This window comes from Embleya sp. NPDC001921, from assembly GCF_053594475.1.
In genome coordinates this window covers 1-16,459 of the sequence record NZ_JBSFEO010000070.1, presented here as the reverse complement: position 1 = coordinate 16,459, position 16,459 = coordinate 1, and the positions used below count along the sequence as shown (strand labels likewise).

The following is a 16,459-nucleotide window of genomic DNA, read 5'->3' as shown; positions in this document are numbered from 1 at the left end:
GGCCGGAGCTTCGCGGATGCGAGGATGCATGTATGGCGCAAATCCTGCCGAACACCACTGGCAGCCAAGCGACTTGACGCCTCAACCCATGCCTGGATTCCCACTGAAAGGCTATTTGGGCTGAATCCGGCAGCCGCCGCGCACTGCTCGGCCGGGCCGCCGAGGCCTACTTCCGCGGGAGTCACCCACCGACCCGGCGGCGCGGACAGCCCGAACGGCCGAACACCTCCCTGGCCGTGCACGATCCGAGCCCCGCCCTCAACGGCTGTGGGCGCCCACGTTCCGGCAGCACCACCTTTGTGCTCGCTCTTGCCGCCTCATCGAGTTCCGGGGCGGTCTGCCGGCTGCTCCTCGGGCTCTGCCGGCCGTCGCGTTTGGTTGTTGCGTCTGCTCGGCGGGGTTGCGGGAATTCGTCCCGGCAGCCTCTGGCGTGCAAGTCGTATATCGCATACCTTGCTGCGACCGAGGCTGCCGCGCGGGAGGCCGACCGTCCGCCGAACCCGGCCGAGGCCCTACCCGCTGTCGGTGCGACGCCCCGCCCCCACCGGCCACTCCCCACCCGGAGCAGCACATGCCCAGACCTGAACCGAGCCCGATCAGCCGCCGCGGCGTGCTGCGCGGCGCGATCGCCGGCGGCGCCGCCGTGGCCGGCGCGACCTGGCTCAACCTCCCCACCGCCCGGGCCGCCGGCCTGGACTCGGGCGACTACACGATCCGTTACGACAACGGGGCCCGCCAGACCATCAAGGGCCTGGGCTTCGAGATCCAGTCGGACTCGATCGGCTCGGGCAACAACGGCATGCCCGACCTGGTCAGCGGCGTTCCCTACGACCTGACGCCCAGCGAACGCACCCGCTTCTACCGGCAGATGCTCAAGATCCGCTCCGACCGGGGCTTTCGCTACTGCCGGCTTGCCCTGGGCCTCTACCACCGGGGGGTGACCGCCGACCGCAAGCGCCTCGTCGACCGCTACGAGGGCCAGACCGCGCTGCTCGCCGAGATGGTTCGCGAGGCCAAGATCGAGGGTGTCGCCGCCGAGTACTGGTCCCCGGCCCCCGCCTGGAAGGCCAACAACGACCTGGTCGGCAAGAGCGCGGACGGCAAGACCGCCTACGGGCTTGCCTCCTTCGCCCCGGCGAATCTCGACGCGCTGGGCGAGGCGATGGTCGCCGACCTCGACTACCTCGCCGCCCGCGGGATCCCGATCAGCATGTGGGGCCTGCAGAACGAGCCCGACTCGCCCGCCCGCTACTCCTCCTGCTTCTACGAGCCCGCCCAATACCTCGCGGCCTTCAAGGCCGTCGCCCCGAAGATCCGCGCCAAGTACCCGAACGTGATGATCCACGCCGACAGCCGCGGCGGCTGGAGCGGCGACCGCGGAAAGGCGCTCATCGCGGACGCGCAGGCGCTGCGCTACGTCGACGCCTGGACCTACCACCGGGTCGGCACCAACGCCGACGAGCAGGTCACCGGCGACTACACCTCGGGTGCGCTCGGCCGGCCGGTCTTCAACAACGAGTTCGAGTACCTGCACCCCACCAGCTCGTTCAACCGCACCATCAACACCGCGCACTCGATCATGAACTGGATGACCTTCCAGAACGCCCCCACCTGGTTCTGGCTGCACGCCCTGAAGCCCACCACGAACTCGGAGTCGAAGGGCTACTCGCTCGGCTTCTGGCGCCCCCCGAGCGACACCGACTTCAGCCGCTACCCGAACATCAAGGCCGGCCACTGGGACTTCAACCCGGAGAACTGGAACGCCGTGGCGGGCTTCGTCCGGTACATGCCCTGGGACTCCGTGCGCCACCACGTCGAGGAGCCGGTCCACGAGGACGGCAGCGCCTACACGGACCACCGGGTCATGGCCTGGAAGACTCCCCAGGGCAAGCAGATCTTCGCGATCACCAACCGGTCCGCCGGCCGGCCCTGGACCTACAACATCGACACCCAAACCGCCGCCGCCTTCGAAGGCCACCGCTACGGCCCCACCACCCACAGCCGGACGCTGGGCACGCTGACCGGCCCCACCCTCTCCCTCACCGTTCCGCCGCTCTCGATCGAGTTCTGGGTCCGCACCCCTGAGCCTCCGGGTGCCGACGACGTCACCGTGCGACAGCCCTCGTCCAGCAGCCGCACCGCGGCCTCGACCTCGGCGCGCGGGGCCCCTCGACCTCGGCGCGCGGGGCCCCCTCGGCCTCCAGCGCCCGCCCCATCGCGGTGCGCGCGAAGCGGCCGGCGGGCCGGGGGTGGGCGGCGAGGCAAGGCAAGGCGCCGAGAGCCGGCGGACGTCCGCCACCGGTCAGGCTCGCCGACGCTGCAGCGCGGGCACCCACGCCGACGGACGGGGATTTCCGCGTGGAAGTCCGACGGCACACGACCACCCGACCGTCCCGTCGGCGCGAAGTCCCGCACACCACAAGAGGGTTCGACAACACGGGGTGACCATCGGTCCAATGACCACCATGCGCGTGAGCGTTGACCACCCCCACCCCGGATCACTCCCTCAAAGCGGCGGGGAGGTGGTAGCGAAGTCCACCGAGTCGGCCACCGGGCAGCGGCTGCGTGACCTCGGCGACGGTGCCGGTCTGGCCGCGTCCCAAAAGCAACCGGATTGCTCGCTCCCGGCGTTGCCGATCACCGTCGTGCCGGCGATGGCAGTCGACTGATGGACGGTGGCCCGGGCCCTGCGCCCGGTCCACCAGATGACGACCACGACCCGGCGGATCTCTGCGAACCACCTGCACGAACCCATCGCCTTGACCTGCCCCGAGGCGAACTTGGGCAGCCGCCGGACACGTTCGACGCACTGCCGACGCGTCCGGACGCCGCGTTCGATTCCCAGCGTTGCTTCGTCTCACAGGCTCGCACGAGTTGCGCACCCCGCTCGTGGTGACACGCCGCGGTCCGGATCGGCTTGGAGGACCCGACGCCCGGGCCCTTCCCCAGGTCGGGAATCAACTGCCGGCCGCCGACCGGCGCAGCGAACACCTCATCGAGGGCCCGGTGTCCCCGACTCTCCGCGATCCGGGTCCGGAACGCCTCGACCCGGTCGACCCGGCCGCGGTCGTGGGCGAGCAACTGGCCGAATGCGCCGAGGAATCCCGACTTGGGGATGACGATCCGACAGCGTCGGTCGGAGGATGCCCGCGCATCCCGTCATCGACATCAAGCATCCGGGTGCGGACGCGGAGAAGATCGCCTCGCGAGTCGCGGACGCCGCGGCGAAAGGCGTACGTGCGGCGTTGGTGCACAACGACAGGGACGCGATCATGCTCTCGCCGCTGCTGCGCGCGCGGCCTGCGGCTTTCCGACGACGTGTCGCTGACCGCCTACGACGACGTGTTCGCCGCGCTATCGGCTCCTCCACTCACCACGGTCGCACCCCCAAGAGCACGGTGGGCACGGCCGCTCCCGAGCTGCTGCGCCGGCTCGGGAGCGGCCCGGAGTTGCCGATCCACCATGTGGAACTGCCGCCGGAGTTGAAGGTGCGTGCCTCGTGCGGCACTGCGGCTTCTCGCGGAGCCGACTGCGGCAATCCGCGTCGTGGCCGCGCAGCGAAGGACGGGGAGATGCCCGGCGCGGTCGACATCGAGCCGGGCATCTTGCCGGTCAATCTTCGGCGGAATCAGCCGTGAGGCAGACCTGCGCGAGGCTCAACTGGTGGAAGCCCCGGTCCGGGCGGCATCTGTCCGGAACTGGGGCCCCGAAGTAGTCACGGCCGCCGTTGTCGGCGATCGGCGTGCCGGATCGGCGCGCGGGAGAGCCGGGGCGCAGCCGGTAGTCGACGGGGTCGATGCCACCGGGGTTGGCAAGGAGGGGGTCCTTCGTGGACTTCTGCGGGTCGGCTGGTTCGTTTGCCGGGTGGTTGCCGTGGAATGTGTTGGCGGTCCAGGTGAAGTTCGCGGGTGTGTACTTCGGGCCGGTGTAGCCGCCGTTGCCGAGGTTGTGGAAGACGTTGTTCCTCAGCACCATGTTGTTGGTGGCGGAGCGCTGGTAGACCACCGCGGTGGTCGCGCCGGCCGGCAGGTACACCGTGTTGTTGTACACCTGGGCGTTGTTGTCCCGGGTGACGTCGAAGATCCGTCCGCTGTCGTTGCGGCTGAGGTTGTAGCGCACCACCGTGCCGTTGGTCGTCGAGCCTGATCCGCAGCCGCCGCAGAAGAGCATGAAGCCGCCCTCGTTGTCGTGGCTGTGGTTGTACTGGAAGACGGCGCGGTTGTTGCCGTAGTCGGAGTCGAACGCCTGCCCGTCCCCGTTGTCCGGGAGCTTTCGCACGCCGTGCACGTCATTGAACTGGATCACGCTGTCGTCGGAGTTGATCGTCCAGATACCGACGTTGGAACCCATGGGGCGCATGGCGATGTCGTGGACGTGGTTGCGTTCGACGAGGCCGTGCTCGGCGGCGCGCAGAACGATGCCGTCGCCGCCGGTGTTGCTGATGGTGTTGCCCCGGAAGACGACGCGAGTGTTCGCACGCCAGTTGTTCACGCCGCCGCAGCCGTCGGTGTTGCCGTAGATGGGTCGGCACATCCAGGTGGTGCGGTTGGTGAGGCCCTCGCGGTCGACGTTGGCGATGCGCGAGTTTTGGACGACGAGGTCGTCGAAGTGGGTGGGGGTGGTGGTGCCCGAGACGCGGAACTGGATGCCGTTGGACCACTTGGTGCTGTCGCCGTGGACATCGTGGACGTAGACGTCGTCGGCGAGGTAGTGGGTGCCGACGCCATCGGCCAGGTCCGCGATCTCCACGAGGAGGCCGTTGCGTTCCCGCTTGGTGGTGTTGGTGTCGCGGAAGGTGATCTCCAGGTCGCGGATCTCCCACTGCTCGACGTTGTAGAGGTGGACGGCGGCTTTCTCGCCGGAGGAGGCGGTACCGGCGACGACGGGGCGGGCGGTGGAGGTGCCGTAGCCGGCCAGCGTGATCGGGTTGCCGGCGGTTCCGGAACCGCGCGGCTTGAGAGTGCCGTTACAGGTGGCACCGCGCTTGAGGAGAAGCCGGTCACCGGGCCGGAATACACGGGCGTTGGCGTCCGCCAACGCGTTCCAGGGACCGGTCAGGCTGCCGTCACCGCTCGCCGCGGCCGAACAGTCCAGGTACCAGGCCCGCCCGGAGGCCGTATCGACCTCGGCGGCGGCAGCGGAAACGGGTATCGCGACAGCCAGCGCGGACAGACCCGCCACGGCTGTGACCGCACGTCTGAGAACGGAGGAACCGAACATACGGGAACTCCCGAGGTTGGGGAGGAGAACAGGGGAAAGTGGGCGCCCGTTCGTACACTAGGACGACCATCTGATCGAAACAACGAATTCTGTTCACAATTTTGTGATTTGATCGTTCGATCAGAATCAATGATCGAGTGATCATCGCTGGTCGTCCGGCAATGCTGCTCGACGGGAGGAATGCGGAGCACCCGGGAGGCCCGACTCGAACTGGTTGGTTACCTTCCCGTCGTGCGGGTGGACGGGCTTCCCGATGTGACGACATGTCGTGCACGTCGTCGAACTCGGCATCGGCGAAACAGACTTCAGCGCGCCACCGAGCCGTCGTCAACGCGATACGCGAGGCCGTCGACAGCGGGGCATGACCCACACAGCCACACTCGGGGCTCTCCTTCGAGGCGGGTCGACTTTCCCAGGGCATTCCTCGAGGATTCGACCTCCTGCGCGCGTACTGCGACGAGTTCAAGCCCGGCCCGTTTCTGATGGAACAGAACGACCAGGGCCGCGTGTTACGCCCCACCGGGTCGAAGATCGTCAACCTCTACCGGGTCTCGACGGTTGTCGAAGACCTCCCGGACGGGCTTTGTCAGGACCACCGACGGCACGTTCCCGCCGGTGCCGTCCCGTTCTTCGTCGCGGTCCGAGGACCGACCCGTTTCTCCACCGACGCCCGGCCACGACCGAGTCGAGGGTGGAGCATCACCCGGTCCGGGCGGATTCGGCCCGGGATCTCGACGGGCAGGTCGGCCGGGACGAGCGCCGGGCGGGCGGCGTCGTAGCCGGCGTCCATGACGACGACGATGTCCGGGTCGCCTTCAGTCAAGTGACCCGCATACGTCAACCTGTCCCCCACGCAACGGAGTTGGTTCGCGGTCACGGCCGTCGCGCTGTGCGCGGGTCCCACGCGGATGACGTCCGGGATTGCGGGTCGGGAGGTGCGTCCGGATTCCGACGCGGCGACGAACGAGTAGGGCCGACCCGGGATCAACTCGGAGTTGCTCCTCGCCCGCCCGTAGACGTGGCAGCACAGGCGTTCCGCACTGCTGGGAGCGTCCGAGCGCAGCCACGGGCCGACGTCGACGGCGAGGACGATCCGGCCGTGGCAAGGCCATCCAGGGCGGGCCCAGGAGGTTGTGGGACGAGGTCGACGCCGCCCTGCGATAGAGGGACGAACACCGCATCCACGGCTACGACTTCGACATCACCCGTCGAACCCGACCGGCAATGGGCTGGGCCGAACGACCAGAACGACGCTGGGAGATGCAACCACCGGCTCCCGAACGCGTGAACCCCAAGACGGCAGGGTCGGGTACGGCGCAGCGGCGGGAGAAACAACCGGCCCTGACAACCGATGGGGTCGTTGTTCGAGGAGTCGGAGGCCCGGGAGTCGGCCGCGCGGGTCCGCGGCGGCTTCTGCGGCGTCCGGGGCCGCCGGGTCAGGCGAGATCGGGAAGGGCCAGCCAGTCCTGCCAGGAGAGGTCGCGTCCGACGTACCGCGGGCGTTCGAAGGGCCATGCCTGTGCGATCCACTGCGGGACGAGCGCGTCCAGTGCCTGTTCGAGTTCGGTGCCGACCCGGTCGTCCACCACCCACCAGGAGATCTCGGCGTCGGCGCCGGTCTTCTCCGGCGGGTCGATGTAGACGCAGCCGAGCAGGGCCGTGCCCGCGTCGTCGAACAGCGCGTAGTTGAACGACTTGTGGGCCGCGATCTCGTCCGCGTGCCGCTCCAGGTCCTCCCGGTCCTGCTCGAACGTCATCGTGGCCACCGGCCAACCCCAGGCCTCGCCGTAGATGGACCACAGGCGTTCCCGCGAGCCCATCACGGCCGGGTAGTCGAGCTCGGTGTCGGCGCCGCTGATCGGGCGCAGGTGGTGGTGGCCGGGCAGTGCCACACGGACCGGATGGACAAAATCAGCAGGCAGCCAGGTCATGGGCCGGAGCCTAGCCGGCGGGCCGCCGCCCCGCACCCGGTTACATCCCAAGCCAAGGAAAATCGGGCAGGAAAACCGGCCGGAACTGCGGGTTGCAGCTCGACAACCCCCACCGGCACAACAGCCGGCGATCCGCACAGCACACCGGCCCGGAGAGCTTCACCCAGCGCGTGATTCCTCACCCCACAGCTCGCGGGAAAACATTCCTCATATGCCGGGGATCTCGTGATCCGGGCTCGCGTACCAGGGGACCTGGTGGACCTCTCCCGCGTCGGCGGTCACGGTCAGGCCGAAGTCGAACACCTCCGGGCGGCCCACCCGATCCCACCACCGGTAGGCGTCCTCGACCTCGTCCCACAGCGAACGCGGCCCCGCTTGAAGGACGTTCGGACGACGACCCCGGGCAAAGCCCGCCGCGGCCACCGAGGCAACCGCGCCGCCACCCGTCAACCACAGCGTGCCGTCACCGGCCCGTTCGCCGGGAACGAGCACGGGCACGCACCCGGGAACCCGCAGACCGATCACGAAGGCGACCGGATCGTAGGGACCACCGACCACATCCGCCAACGACAGCTCGGTGCCGCCGGCACGCGCCACGTCCGGCCACCCCTCGGGTACATCGATCGCGACCGGCGCGGCGCGCTGCGCGCGCAGCTTCATGAACGACAACGCCATCGTGAACGGCCCACTCGCCCGGCCCGGTCCTTCCACGACCAGGCGCAGTGCCGCGTCGTGGGGGCTGTAGTCGGTGCCCCACGGCAGGAGGAGAATCGCGCCCGGCCGGGCCTGTTCGAGCCAGGCCGCGGGGATGCGGCGGACTCCGGCGGTAACGTGAATCCGCTCGTAGGGGGCCCCGGCGGGGTGGCCGTGGGCGCCGTCGCCGGTAATCACGGTGACGTCCGGGTATCCGGCGCGGGCGAGGTTCTTGCGGGCCTGTTCGGCGAGGTGTTCGTCGACCTCGACGGTGGTGACCGCGCAGCCGCGGGCGGCCAGGAGGGCGGCGGTGTAGCCGGTCCCGGTGCCGATGTCCAGGACGCGCTCCCCGCCGTGGACGTCCAGGTCCAGGAGCATGTCGGCGACGGCCGAGGGCATCGACGCCGACGACGACGCCACCAGGCCCGGCGCGGGCCCGACGTGCCGGCCGTCGTCCCACTGGGTCACCAACGCGGTGTTGCCCCGCACCGCCTCCTCCCACGCGACGGGGTCCAGCGCGCGGTCCACGGCGTGCTGTTGGCCGTCGTAGGTGAACGGCCACACCCGGTCCGGGGCGAAGTGCGCGCGGTCGACGTCGCGAAACGCCCGCTCCCAGCCCGCCGGCATGCGGTCCATCGACACCAACAGGTCCGCGATCGAGGCCGGTTCCACCGGTCAGTCGTCCTTGCGGCGACGACCCGGACCCGGCGGGCGATCCCCGTCCGGGCTCGGCGTCGGGGACGGATTCGGGCGCGGGTTCGTCGGCGGCTCAAGGATCGGAGCGGGATCACCACCGTGATCTCCAGGCACCACGTCACCTCCAGTATCCGAGACACTACACATCGGAGCGTAGGAGCAGCCGGGCGCACACGGCAACGAAACGGCGAGATCCGCGCGAGCCACTTCCCGCCGCACGGCCCCACGAAGTCGACGAACCACCACTTGGCCGGCGGCTGCGCTCCGCGCCCGAAGCCGGCCGACACGCTTGCGGGGAAGTGAAGTCCGGCCCCACACCGGCGTGCTACGGCGTGCGGAGCAGGAGTTCCAGGTCTGCCACGTGGCGCGCGGGAAGCGTCGACGGCGCACCGGCGTGACGCAGCGCGCGGGCCCCGCCCCGCACGCAAGCCCCGGGTCACGACGTGACGCAACCAGGGCCCGCCGCCTGCCTATCGGCCGACCCGCACACCCCTCGCACCTACCGGAGGATATCCCCGTGCCCACCGCCCCCGGGCTCCGCTGGTTCGGAGATGGCGGGGAGAGCTCCCGCCGACACGGATCCACTCTCTTCCGGGCCGGCCGGGAACTCTCCCACACTTCGACGTCGGCTCACCTCGACCGCACCGAGGACAATGCCCCGAAATGGTCAGCCGTGGACTACGGAAGGGCTGCTGCGGCGCAGGCCGCTCCGGCGACGAACGGGTTCACGAACGTGGCTGTGAGTGCGACACCGCACGCGGCGATCGCGCTCACGGTGCCGACCGTTCCCACGGAACAGGCGGCCGCCCTCGCATAGTTCACGGTGTAGCCGGCTGCGCTGAGGACGTCCGCGCATTCGCCGAAGCCAAGGGTCCCGACCTGGCCGTCGGTCTGTTGGACCCGAGTCGTCGCCGCGGTGCTTTGCGGCTCGGCTTGCGCCATTGGAGCCACGAAGGCGACCGCGACCGTGGTCGCGACTCCGGCGAGCGTGCCGGCGAGAATCCTTCGACAGGCTTTCATGTTCTCTCCATCCGGTTCGGCGCGAATGGGTCCGGCCCTGTGGTCGGGCCGACCCGCTGGCGTCGCTCAGGTTGGCAAGCCCGGGAGCGCCGGGAACAGACCCTGGCCTGTTCGGAACATGTTCGGGACATGTCCCGAAGAGGCATCACCGGACATGTGACGCCGCGCCGGAGCGGGCCGGTGAGGTGCCCACATGGTGCTCGGGACGCGCGCCCGGCTGCACGACCACCGGAAATGCAGGCCGGAGAACTGACGCCCACCCACGGCGCAGCGGCGGGTGGGTGGGGCGGCCGGTGGCGGGAGGGGTGAAGCATCCACCATCACATGGTGCTTCCGCCCGGGAGCAACGCTCTCGAACGGCGCCGCACCGCGGATCGGAACCCTGTATCCCCCAACTCGCCACGGCGGGTGTCGCCGGGGCCGAGGGGGTCAGAGACTGAGGTCGAGGACGCGTACTGCTTGTCCGGCCCATCGGTCGGGGATGGTGGTGGCCACGAACGCGCCGTCGGGGCGTTCGGGGGTGGGCCGGGCCGCGTGGCGGGCGTGTGCCGCGCCCCAGGTGTCGTCGGGGGCGATCGCCAGTGCGGCGGACAGGCCCAGTTCGAGGACGCCGACGCCGGGCAGCGCGGCGATGTGCTCGGCGGTGCCGGGGCGGATCCGGTCGGCCTCGACCAGGGCACAGGCCGGGGCGTACGGGAACCAGCCCGGTTGGGCGTGCGCGCGGAGGATGAGCCTGGAGGCCATGGCGTTCCCGCTCCCCGCAGCGACCATGGCGCTCTCGGCCGGCACGACGTGCAACGCGTCGCTCACCGCGGGCCGGTCGGGAGATCCGCCGGCACGCAGCCCGGGGCCGTACACGGCGCGGTCGACATGGTGGCCCGACTCGGGAGAGCTGTGCCGTGAAGGTCGAGGATGCGGGTGAGCAGCCGGGAGATGTGCATCTGGGACAGGCCCAGGCGTTCGCCGATCTCGGCCTGGGTCATCTCCTGGCCGAAGCGCATGGACACGATGTCGCGTTCGCGTTCGGGGAGGGCGGCGATGGCGGGTTTGAGGACGTGCAGGTTCTCGACCATGTCGAAGCCCGGGTCCACGAACGACGCCCGCGCGCTGTACGCGCCGACGGGTCCGTCGTCGTCGCCGGCGGGGGCGTCCAGGGACGCGGCGGTGTAGCCGGCCGAGGCGGTCAGGCCCTCGGCACCTCCTCGACGCTGGTCCCGGTGAGGGTGGCGGGTTCGGCCCTGGTGGGTTCGCGGTCGTGTTCGGTGGTGAACGCGTCGCGGGCCCTGGCCAGTTCCAGGCGCAACTCCTGCAGGCGGCGCGGGACGTGCACGGCCCAGGAGGTGTCGCGGAAGAAGCGCTTCATCTCGCCGGAGATCGTCGGGATGGCGAAGGTCGGGAACTCGTACCCGAACGCCGGGTCGAACCGGTCGATGGCCTTGATCAGGCCTATCGTGCCGACCTGGACCTTGTCGCTGCGGTCGGCCCGTGGGTGCCGGCGGCAGCGGATTTCGACGCCCGCCTCGGCGACACACGCGGCAGGCGTCCGGACTGTGGGCGCCTGTCCTAGGCGTTGTGGCGCGCCCCGGAGAGCGCGGTGTCGTCGGGTTCGATCGCGGCCAAGGCGTGGTCGACGTCGTCGTGTTCGGCGACGACGAGGGACAGGCCGGTCACGCGCAGCATCTTGCGGAAGCGCTCGGGCGGAGCCGCGACGACGACACTCCCCCGGTGGGCGCGGGCGCGGTGGAGGAGGGCGACCAGGACGGCCAGGCCGGTGGAGTCGGAGAACCGCATGCCGGCCAGGTTCAGGACCACATGGCGGTGCCCTTGGTCGATCAGCTCGAAGCCGTGGCCGCGCAGTCGGGGCGCGGTGTGGTGGTCGAGATGGCCGCGAACGTCGACGACCGCGACGCCCGGACGTGGGATGTGTGTGGTCGAAACGGGGTCGGGTTCGGCCACGCTCATCGGATCGCCGCCTTGCTCGTCGGAGTCGTCCACCTCGTCGCCCTCGATCGCGTGGCCGTGTCGCGCGGCTTCACCGTCGGATGCGGGCGCGCACGTGCTTGCCCGCCTCGTGTTGTTCGACGGTCCACGTTGTGGTGAGCATGTCGAGCAGGCGTAGGCCGTAGCCGCCGTCGCCGTTCGCGGGGCGTTGGAGCACGAGGAGGTCGCGGGCGTGGTCGCCCACCGCGATCTCGACTCCGTCGGGGGTCGGGCTCAGGGTCAATTCCGCCTCGCCGTGGGTGTGGCGAAGAACATTGCCGATCAGTTCCGAGACGATCTGGACGACGTCGTCCGCGCGCTCTGGGGGCCAGCCCCAGGCGCCGAGAGCGTCGCGGACCGCGGCGCGGACCCGGCCCAGGACACCGACACTGTGCGTCAGGGTCCAACTCAGGGCCCCTGTGGGCGGGTTGCGTGGCGGAATGGTCATATCCGGGCTCCCACCCGTGGTGATTTCGGTGAAGGCACCGCCGATCCACGCCGGCGGGCCGGCGCGTGGAGAACGCGCACTCGGGCGCGCGCCGGGGCGCTGCCGACGGGGCGGACCCGGGCCCGCCGCGCTCGCGAGGGCGGCGGGCCCGGCGGGGGTCAGGCGAGGGACTCGACCTTGGCGTCGGCCGCGTTGGTCCTGACCGATTCGACGCCCTTGAGGCAGGCGGCCTTGGTCTCGTAGGACTCGCCGGTGGCAACGATCTCGCCGTTGCCGGCCTTGAGCCGGAACCTGAACTTGCCGTTCTTGTCGGTGTACACCTCGAACTTGCCTGCCATGGGATTCCGCCGGCCTCTCGATGCGTGCGGGTACCGGATCGATGGTGTCGGTACCCGCGGACGTGGGTCGTAAGGGCGGACTCGGAGCACGTCGGCCTCGCCGACTGTCGATCAGGGACGGCATGCCGGATGGCGCCGCCTGCGGCGGACAGCCTCGCGGGTCGGCGTCGAAACCGGATCCGCTTCACCGGTTACGGCATACCGGCGGCGCCGGTGCCCGGGGCGCCCGGTGCGGTGTTGCCGTAGTAGTCGCCGGTGCGGCCGCGGTGGTCGTGGTCGTCGAGGTGCTTGTCCTTGTCGAACTCGGGGGAGTTCTTGATCTCCTCCTTGGTGCGCGAGACGTGGACGACCTTGTTCTCGGTGTCGATGCTCGCGATCGTGCCCGCCGGGAGCAGGACGTGCTTGCCGAAGATCCACACGCCGGTGTCGACCACCAGGTAGGACGCGTCGACGTCGTCGTTGTGCTTGTCGACCTTGCCGATGTGACCGTCGGTGGCATCGACCTTGTAGCCGGCCAGGCTCGTTCCCGCGGTGTAGCCGGACTCGGGGCGGTGACCCCACACGTTGTCGCCGGTGCTCACGGAAATCCTCCTCGGATGTCGACTATCGACGACCCCCACGCGGCAGACAGCAGCCGCCGCCCGGGAGTCGTCCGTGCAATGGTTCGGCGCACGCCTGCCCCGCCGCTCCCGCTCCACACCTACCGCAATCAGACAGGGACAGGCCCCGGTGACCGGCACGATCATCCTGCGAAAGGTCGCAGACATCGGCGGTGCCCTACCGCGGTTGGGCCCGGGCGGCCTCCGACGAGCCCACGGACAGCCCGAACAATGTCGCGGCAAAGGTGTCCGGGGGCACCGGCGACACGTGTCCGGACGGGAAAGCCTGGTCTGTGACCGTCCTACACACAGGACCGCCCTGGGCCGCTCGGGAGCGGTGGGCTCGCCCTCACCCGTGTGGTCGACAACGCCGATGGACATGCACCGTGCGGGGTAGCGGCCGAACACTCGCAAACGATCGAACACATGGAGTGGCCATGCCCTGTCGCGTCCCCACCGCCCTGGGCGCTTTCACCGGCGCCGTACTCCTCGGCCTTTCCACGCTCGGATCGGCACAAGCCGCCACCGGCACGTTCGAGTACACCGCGCCGGACGGCGCACCGGGGGTCCTCTTCCACCCCGCCGACGACACCTGCCACACTCGGCGCGGGCGGCGCGCTGTTGCTGCCCCTCGTACTCGGCCACCCGAACGGCAGTACGGACATCCTCCTCGCCATCCCGGCCGCCGCGGCGCCCTGGGCCGCGTCGGCGTGGATGATCGTCCAACTCGGGCGCCTGCACGGCGCGGACACGGTGGTCGCGCCCACCCACTTCGATGCCTGAGTTGCGACATCGCCCGGGTATCGGAGATCCGCGAACGCGCTCGAATCGCGCCGCCCTCAGCAGGACGGCTTCGCGGCGAGGTAGTCCTCCCGGGTCCGGACGCCCACCGCGTTCTCCGGCGTGACCGGTCCCGGCGCGGAACCCGGCGCCCGCCTTGCCCGGGACGCGCACGGGCAGGATCCGGCGGCGCCGGCCGACGGCCGTCAGCCCAGGAGCGCGCCGGGTCCGTCGCCTCGTAGACGCGCGGCCCGCCCGTGTCCGCGACCCGCCCGGCCGGCGCACCCTGGGCCAACTCGACTGGCCGGTCCGCCACTTCGCCCGGGTCGACGGGCCGGCACACGGTCTTGGACGGCACCAGGACGACGGGCGTCTTCGACAACACGCCGAACGCCGTCGACGAAAACGGCGTGGTCATCATCCGCGACGCCCACACGGATGTGGTTGGGACGGGGAGGTGACCCGGTAGGCCATGGCCGTCGCTCCTACTGCGTGTCGGGTGGGATCGCGGGTACGGATTCGGCCGGGAGGCCGGCGTCGAGTCGCTCGATCGCGGCCTGCGTCTGCGCCCAGAGGGGCTGCGGCGCATGCACAGTTCGTTCTGTCAGGGACCGAGCATGCGTGCGAGGGGTTGCAGGTCGCCGTGGTCACGGGCCTCGACGAGGGCGGCGGCGTATTCCTCCTCGAACTCGACCAGCGTTCGGTGCGGGTCCGGCCGTGTGTCGAGGCCGCGCTGTTCGACACCCAGGCCAGGGTCATCCACCGGCACGCCACCCCTATCACGGGCGATCCCTCCCTCGCCGACGACATCGTCTCGCTCACCTTCCCGGAGGCCTGGCGGCTGCGCGCCAAGGTCACCCCCGAAGGTGGAAGCCCGCGCCCACGGCTGTTCGGGATCGCCGTCGACATCCTGCGCAACTGCGCCCGCGCCGCCCGCCGCCATCAGGCGGGCCTGGCCCGGATCCCCGCCTGCAAGCCCGCTCCGGACCTCGCGGACGAGGTGGTCGAACGGTCTGCCGACGCCCAGGAGTTGGCCGCCACGTACCGCGCGTCGGCGCGCCTTCGGCGTTCCGAACACGAGGTTTTCACCGTCGTCGTCTGGGCGGGTGCCCGACTGGACATGCACATTCCGTACCATCCTTCGCACCACCGTGCACGATCCCGCGCTTTCGCCGGCTGTGGTCGCGCAAATGGATGGCCGTCGGCCCCCATACCCGGCAACGCCGGCTCGGCGAGCAGGGCATCACCTTGCGCGGGGAAGTCGACGCCGTACGCGCATAGTTCGTCACGGATCTGCTCTGTGACGGCGACCCGCCCCTGAGTTCGATCACGACCCGTACCGGCTGCCGCGACTTCCGAGCCCTGGGCCGCGCCGTCTACCGCCGGCACAACACCGCACCCGTCGATCCACGTCACATCGCCCAGGGTGAGACCACAGGCGAGGCCGGCGGTGACGAACTGCGGATACCCCGAGAGCGCGACCTGATCCGACCTGCCGCAGCGGTCTTGCGGGCGGTGGCGCGTCGGGTCCTCTCGCCGGCGTGCCTGGTCTCTCGTATGCCGCCGGGGACGCACGTAGGTTCGATCATGAGCCGAAGCTCGGGGAACCCGCCCGGCCAGACCATGCGCCTTCAAATTCGCCGGAGTCGGAATCACCTCGAATATCTAATGCTCAATAGCAATTGCAAACATTAAATGGATGTCGCGTGGCGCGCCCCCGTCGGCCCCTCGGCCAACGCGCGCGCCACGCACCTCCCGGCAACTCGACCGAGCAGCAGCGCACACCATCCGAAAGGCACAACCGTGTCCCGTCTGCCCCTGATCCAGCCCGACACCGCCACCGGCGCCGCCGCCGACCTACTCGCCGGCGTGCAGAAGGCCCTCGGCGTCACTCCGAACATGACCAAGGCGATGGTCAACAGCCCAGTCGTGCTCAAGGCGTACCTCGACTTCTCCGGCGCGCTCGCCGGCGGCGTCCTGGCCGCGCCGGTCCGCGAGCAGATCGCGCTACTGGTCGCCGAGGAGAACGGCTGCGACTACTGCCTCTCCGCACACACCTACATCGGCACCAACCTCGCCGGCCTGTCGGCGCGGGACACCGAGAACGCCCGCCGAGGCGCCTCGGACGCCCCGAAGACCGCCGCCGTCCTGGCACTCGCGGCCGCCATCGTGCGCACCCGCGGCGGCATCGACGACGCCGACCTCGAGACCGCCCGCGAGGCCGGCCTGAACGACGCCGAGGTCGCCGAGGTCCTGGGCCATGTCGCACTCAACGTATTCACCAACTACTTCAACAGGGCCGCCGGCACCGACATCGACTGGCCCGTCGTCCGCCACCACGACCGCTGACCATCCGCATCCGGTGCGGCCCGCGTACAGCGTGGGGCGCACCGGATGCGCCCGGCCCGCAACCACCAAGCCCCACGGGGACCTGGTGCGGGCCGCCGAGGAGCACCACGCGTGCCCAATGCCCATCCCCCGCTTCCACCGTTCACCACCGCAACCACCACAACCACCGCAACCACCGCAACCACCGCAACCACCGCAACCACCGCAACCAAGGTACGGGCGGCCATGGACGCATGTGTGCCGTCCTTCGGGCACCCGCCGACCATCTTCGTGCCCGGCCGGTCCGCAGTGCGTCCCCGCCCGGCACCACCTCGGAAAGGACCGCCCTCATGTCCGATCGCATCGCCGACGTCGACATCCCCGACAGCGCGCTCGCCAAGGAGGCCACCGAACTGGTCCGGGACA

Annotated in this window: 17 protein-coding genes and 1 pseudogene; 6 read left to right on the top strand and 12 right to left on the bottom strand. The window is 70.2% G+C overall.

The annotated features are described in order from the left end of the window. Positions 1-571: 571 nt before the first annotated feature. The 3 genes from ACWCPW_RS46970 to ACWCPW_RS46960 all read left to right on the top strand — a co-directional run bounded on the left by ACWCPW_RS46970 (position 572) and on the right by ACWCPW_RS46960 (position 3,638). Positions 572-2,482, top strand: coding sequence for a hypothetical protein (locus ACWCPW_RS46970; protein WP_449767777.1), 1,911 nt, complete (start codon positions 572-574; stop codon positions 2,480-2,482). Further along, a complete protein-coding gene (locus tag ACWCPW_RS46965) occupies positions 2,466-2,669 on the top strand; it encodes a hypothetical protein (protein WP_449767776.1) in 204 nt (67 codons plus the stop codon). The genes ACWCPW_RS46970 and ACWCPW_RS46965 overlap by 17 nt, the downstream gene beginning before the upstream one ends. Before the next feature lie 474 nt (positions 2,670-3,143). After that, positions 3,144-3,638, top strand: coding sequence for a hypothetical protein (locus ACWCPW_RS46960; protein ID WP_449767775.1), 495 nt, complete (start codon positions 3,144-3,146; stop codon positions 3,636-3,638). Here the strand turns inward: ACWCPW_RS46960 and ACWCPW_RS46955 are convergent. The 12 genes and pseudogenes from ACWCPW_RS46955 to ACWCPW_RS46900 form a co-directional block, all read right to left on the bottom strand. Then, on the bottom strand, positions 3,613-5,181 hold the full coding sequence (locus ACWCPW_RS46955; RefSeq protein ID WP_449767774.1) for a right-handed parallel beta-helix repeat-containing protein: 1,569 nt from the start codon (positions 5,179-5,181) through the stop codon (positions 3,613-3,615). The genes ACWCPW_RS46960 and ACWCPW_RS46955 overlap by 26 nt on opposite strands. A 715-nt stretch (positions 5,182-5,896) precedes the next feature. Further along, positions 5,897-6,319: pseudogene (locus tag ACWCPW_RS46950) on the bottom strand (transposase); the annotation flags it as partial. A gap of 337 nt (positions 6,320-6,656) precedes the next feature. Further along, positions 6,657-7,151, bottom strand: coding sequence for an N-acetyltransferase (locus tag ACWCPW_RS46945; RefSeq protein ID WP_449767773.1), 495 nt, complete (start codon positions 7,149-7,151; stop codon positions 6,657-6,659). 207 nt (positions 7,152-7,358) lie between these two features. Next, on the bottom strand, positions 7,359-8,516 hold the full coding sequence (locus tag ACWCPW_RS46940) for a methyltransferase domain-containing protein (RefSeq protein ID WP_449767772.1): 1,158 nt from the start codon (positions 8,514-8,516) through the stop codon (positions 7,359-7,361). Between the two features lie 702 nt (positions 8,517-9,218). Continuing rightward, positions 9,219-9,560 carry a hypothetical protein gene (locus tag ACWCPW_RS46935; RefSeq protein WP_449767771.1) on the bottom strand — a complete coding sequence of 114 codons (342 nt, stop codon included), beginning with the start codon at positions 9,558-9,560 and terminating at the stop codon, positions 9,219-9,221. Between the two features lie 429 nt (positions 9,561-9,989). Then, positions 9,990-10,370 (bottom strand): hypothetical protein, encoded by a 381-nt coding sequence (locus ACWCPW_RS46930; RefSeq protein ID WP_449767770.1) that lies wholly within the window; start codon positions 10,368-10,370, stop codon positions 9,990-9,992. Beyond that, the gene (locus ACWCPW_RS46925) at positions 10,367-10,651 is read right to left on the bottom strand and encodes a sigma-70 family RNA polymerase sigma factor (protein ID WP_449767769.1); all 285 of its coding nucleotides are present in this window, start codon (positions 10,649-10,651) and stop codon (positions 10,367-10,369) included. Before ACWCPW_RS46925 ends, ACWCPW_RS46930 begins: the two co-directional genes overlap by 4 nt. 92 nt (positions 10,652-10,743) lie before the next feature. Continuing rightward, the gene (locus ACWCPW_RS46920; RefSeq protein WP_449767768.1) at positions 10,744-10,923 is read right to left on the bottom strand and encodes a hypothetical protein; all 180 of its coding nucleotides are present in this window, start codon (positions 10,921-10,923) and stop codon (positions 10,744-10,746) included. Between the two features lie 200 nt (positions 10,924-11,123). After that, positions 11,124-11,555: an STAS domain-containing protein gene (locus ACWCPW_RS46915; RefSeq protein WP_449767767.1), complete on the bottom strand. Its 432-nt coding sequence runs from the start codon at positions 11,553-11,555 to the stop codon at positions 11,124-11,126. A gap of 37 nt (positions 11,556-11,592) precedes the next feature. Further along, a complete protein-coding gene (locus ACWCPW_RS46910; RefSeq protein WP_449767766.1) occupies positions 11,593-11,988 on the bottom strand; it encodes an ATP-binding protein in 396 nt (131 codons plus the stop codon). Positions 11,989-12,146: 158 nt separating this feature from the next. Beyond that, positions 12,147-12,326, bottom strand: coding sequence for a YegP family protein (locus tag ACWCPW_RS46905; RefSeq protein WP_449767765.1), 180 nt, complete (start codon positions 12,324-12,326; stop codon positions 12,147-12,149). A gap of 191 nt (positions 12,327-12,517) precedes the next feature. After that, positions 12,518-12,907: a PRC-barrel domain-containing protein gene (locus ACWCPW_RS46900; protein ID WP_449767764.1), complete on the bottom strand. Its 390-nt coding sequence runs from the start codon at positions 12,905-12,907 to the stop codon at positions 12,518-12,520. 639 nt (positions 12,908-13,546) lie between these two features. Between ACWCPW_RS46900 and ACWCPW_RS46895 the strand changes: the two genes are divergently transcribed. The 3 genes from ACWCPW_RS46895 to ACWCPW_RS46885 all read left to right on the top strand — a co-directional run bounded on the left by ACWCPW_RS46895 (position 13,547) and on the right by ACWCPW_RS46885 (position 16,054). Further along, positions 13,547-13,708 carry a hypothetical protein gene (locus tag ACWCPW_RS46895; protein ID WP_449767763.1) on the top strand — a complete coding sequence of 54 codons (162 nt, stop codon included), beginning with the start codon at positions 13,547-13,549 and terminating at the stop codon, positions 13,706-13,708. 640 nt (positions 13,709-14,348) lie between these two features. Beyond that, entirely contained in the window at positions 14,349-15,026 is a 678-nt protein-coding gene (locus tag ACWCPW_RS46890; RefSeq protein WP_449767762.1) for an RNA polymerase subunit sigma-70, read from the top strand. A gap of 482 nt (positions 15,027-15,508) precedes the next feature. Next, positions 15,509-16,054 (top strand): carboxymuconolactone decarboxylase family protein, encoded by a 546-nt coding sequence (locus ACWCPW_RS46885; protein WP_449767761.1) that lies wholly within the window; start codon positions 15,509-15,511, stop codon positions 16,052-16,054. Positions 16,055-16,459 lie beyond the last annotated feature (405 nt).

Excerpts from the sequence above, each read along its gene's own strand:
- ACWCPW_RS46960 (WP_449767775.1), top strand. The coding sequence starts at position 3,144 with ATGCCCGCGCATCCCGTCATCGACATCAAGCATCCGGGTGCGGACGCG.
- ACWCPW_RS46920 (WP_449767768.1), bottom strand. The coding sequence starts at position 10,923 with ATGAAGCGCTTCTTCCGCGACACCTCCTGGGCCGTGCACGTCCCGCGC.
- ACWCPW_RS46970 (WP_449767777.1), top strand. The coding sequence starts at position 572 with ATGCCCAGACCTGAACCGAGCCCGATCAGCCGCCGCGGCGTGCTGCGC.
- ACWCPW_RS46945 (WP_449767773.1), bottom strand. The coding sequence starts at position 7,151 with ATGACCTGGCTGCCTGCTGATTTTGTCCATCCGGTCCGTGTGGCACTG.
- ACWCPW_RS46935 (WP_449767771.1), bottom strand. The coding sequence starts at position 9,560 with ATGAAAGCCTGTCGAAGGATTCTCGCCGGCACGCTCGCCGGAGTCGCG.
- ACWCPW_RS46905 (WP_449767765.1), bottom strand. The coding sequence starts at position 12,326 with ATGGCAGGCAAGTTCGAGGTGTACACCGACAAGAACGGCAAGTTCAGG.
- ACWCPW_RS46965 (WP_449767776.1), top strand. The coding sequence starts at position 2,466 with ATGCGCGTGAGCGTTGACCACCCCCACCCCGGATCACTCCCTCAAAGC.
- ACWCPW_RS46910 (WP_449767766.1), bottom strand. The coding sequence starts at position 11,988 with ATGACCATTCCGCCACGCAACCCGCCCACAGGGGCCCTGAGTTGGACC.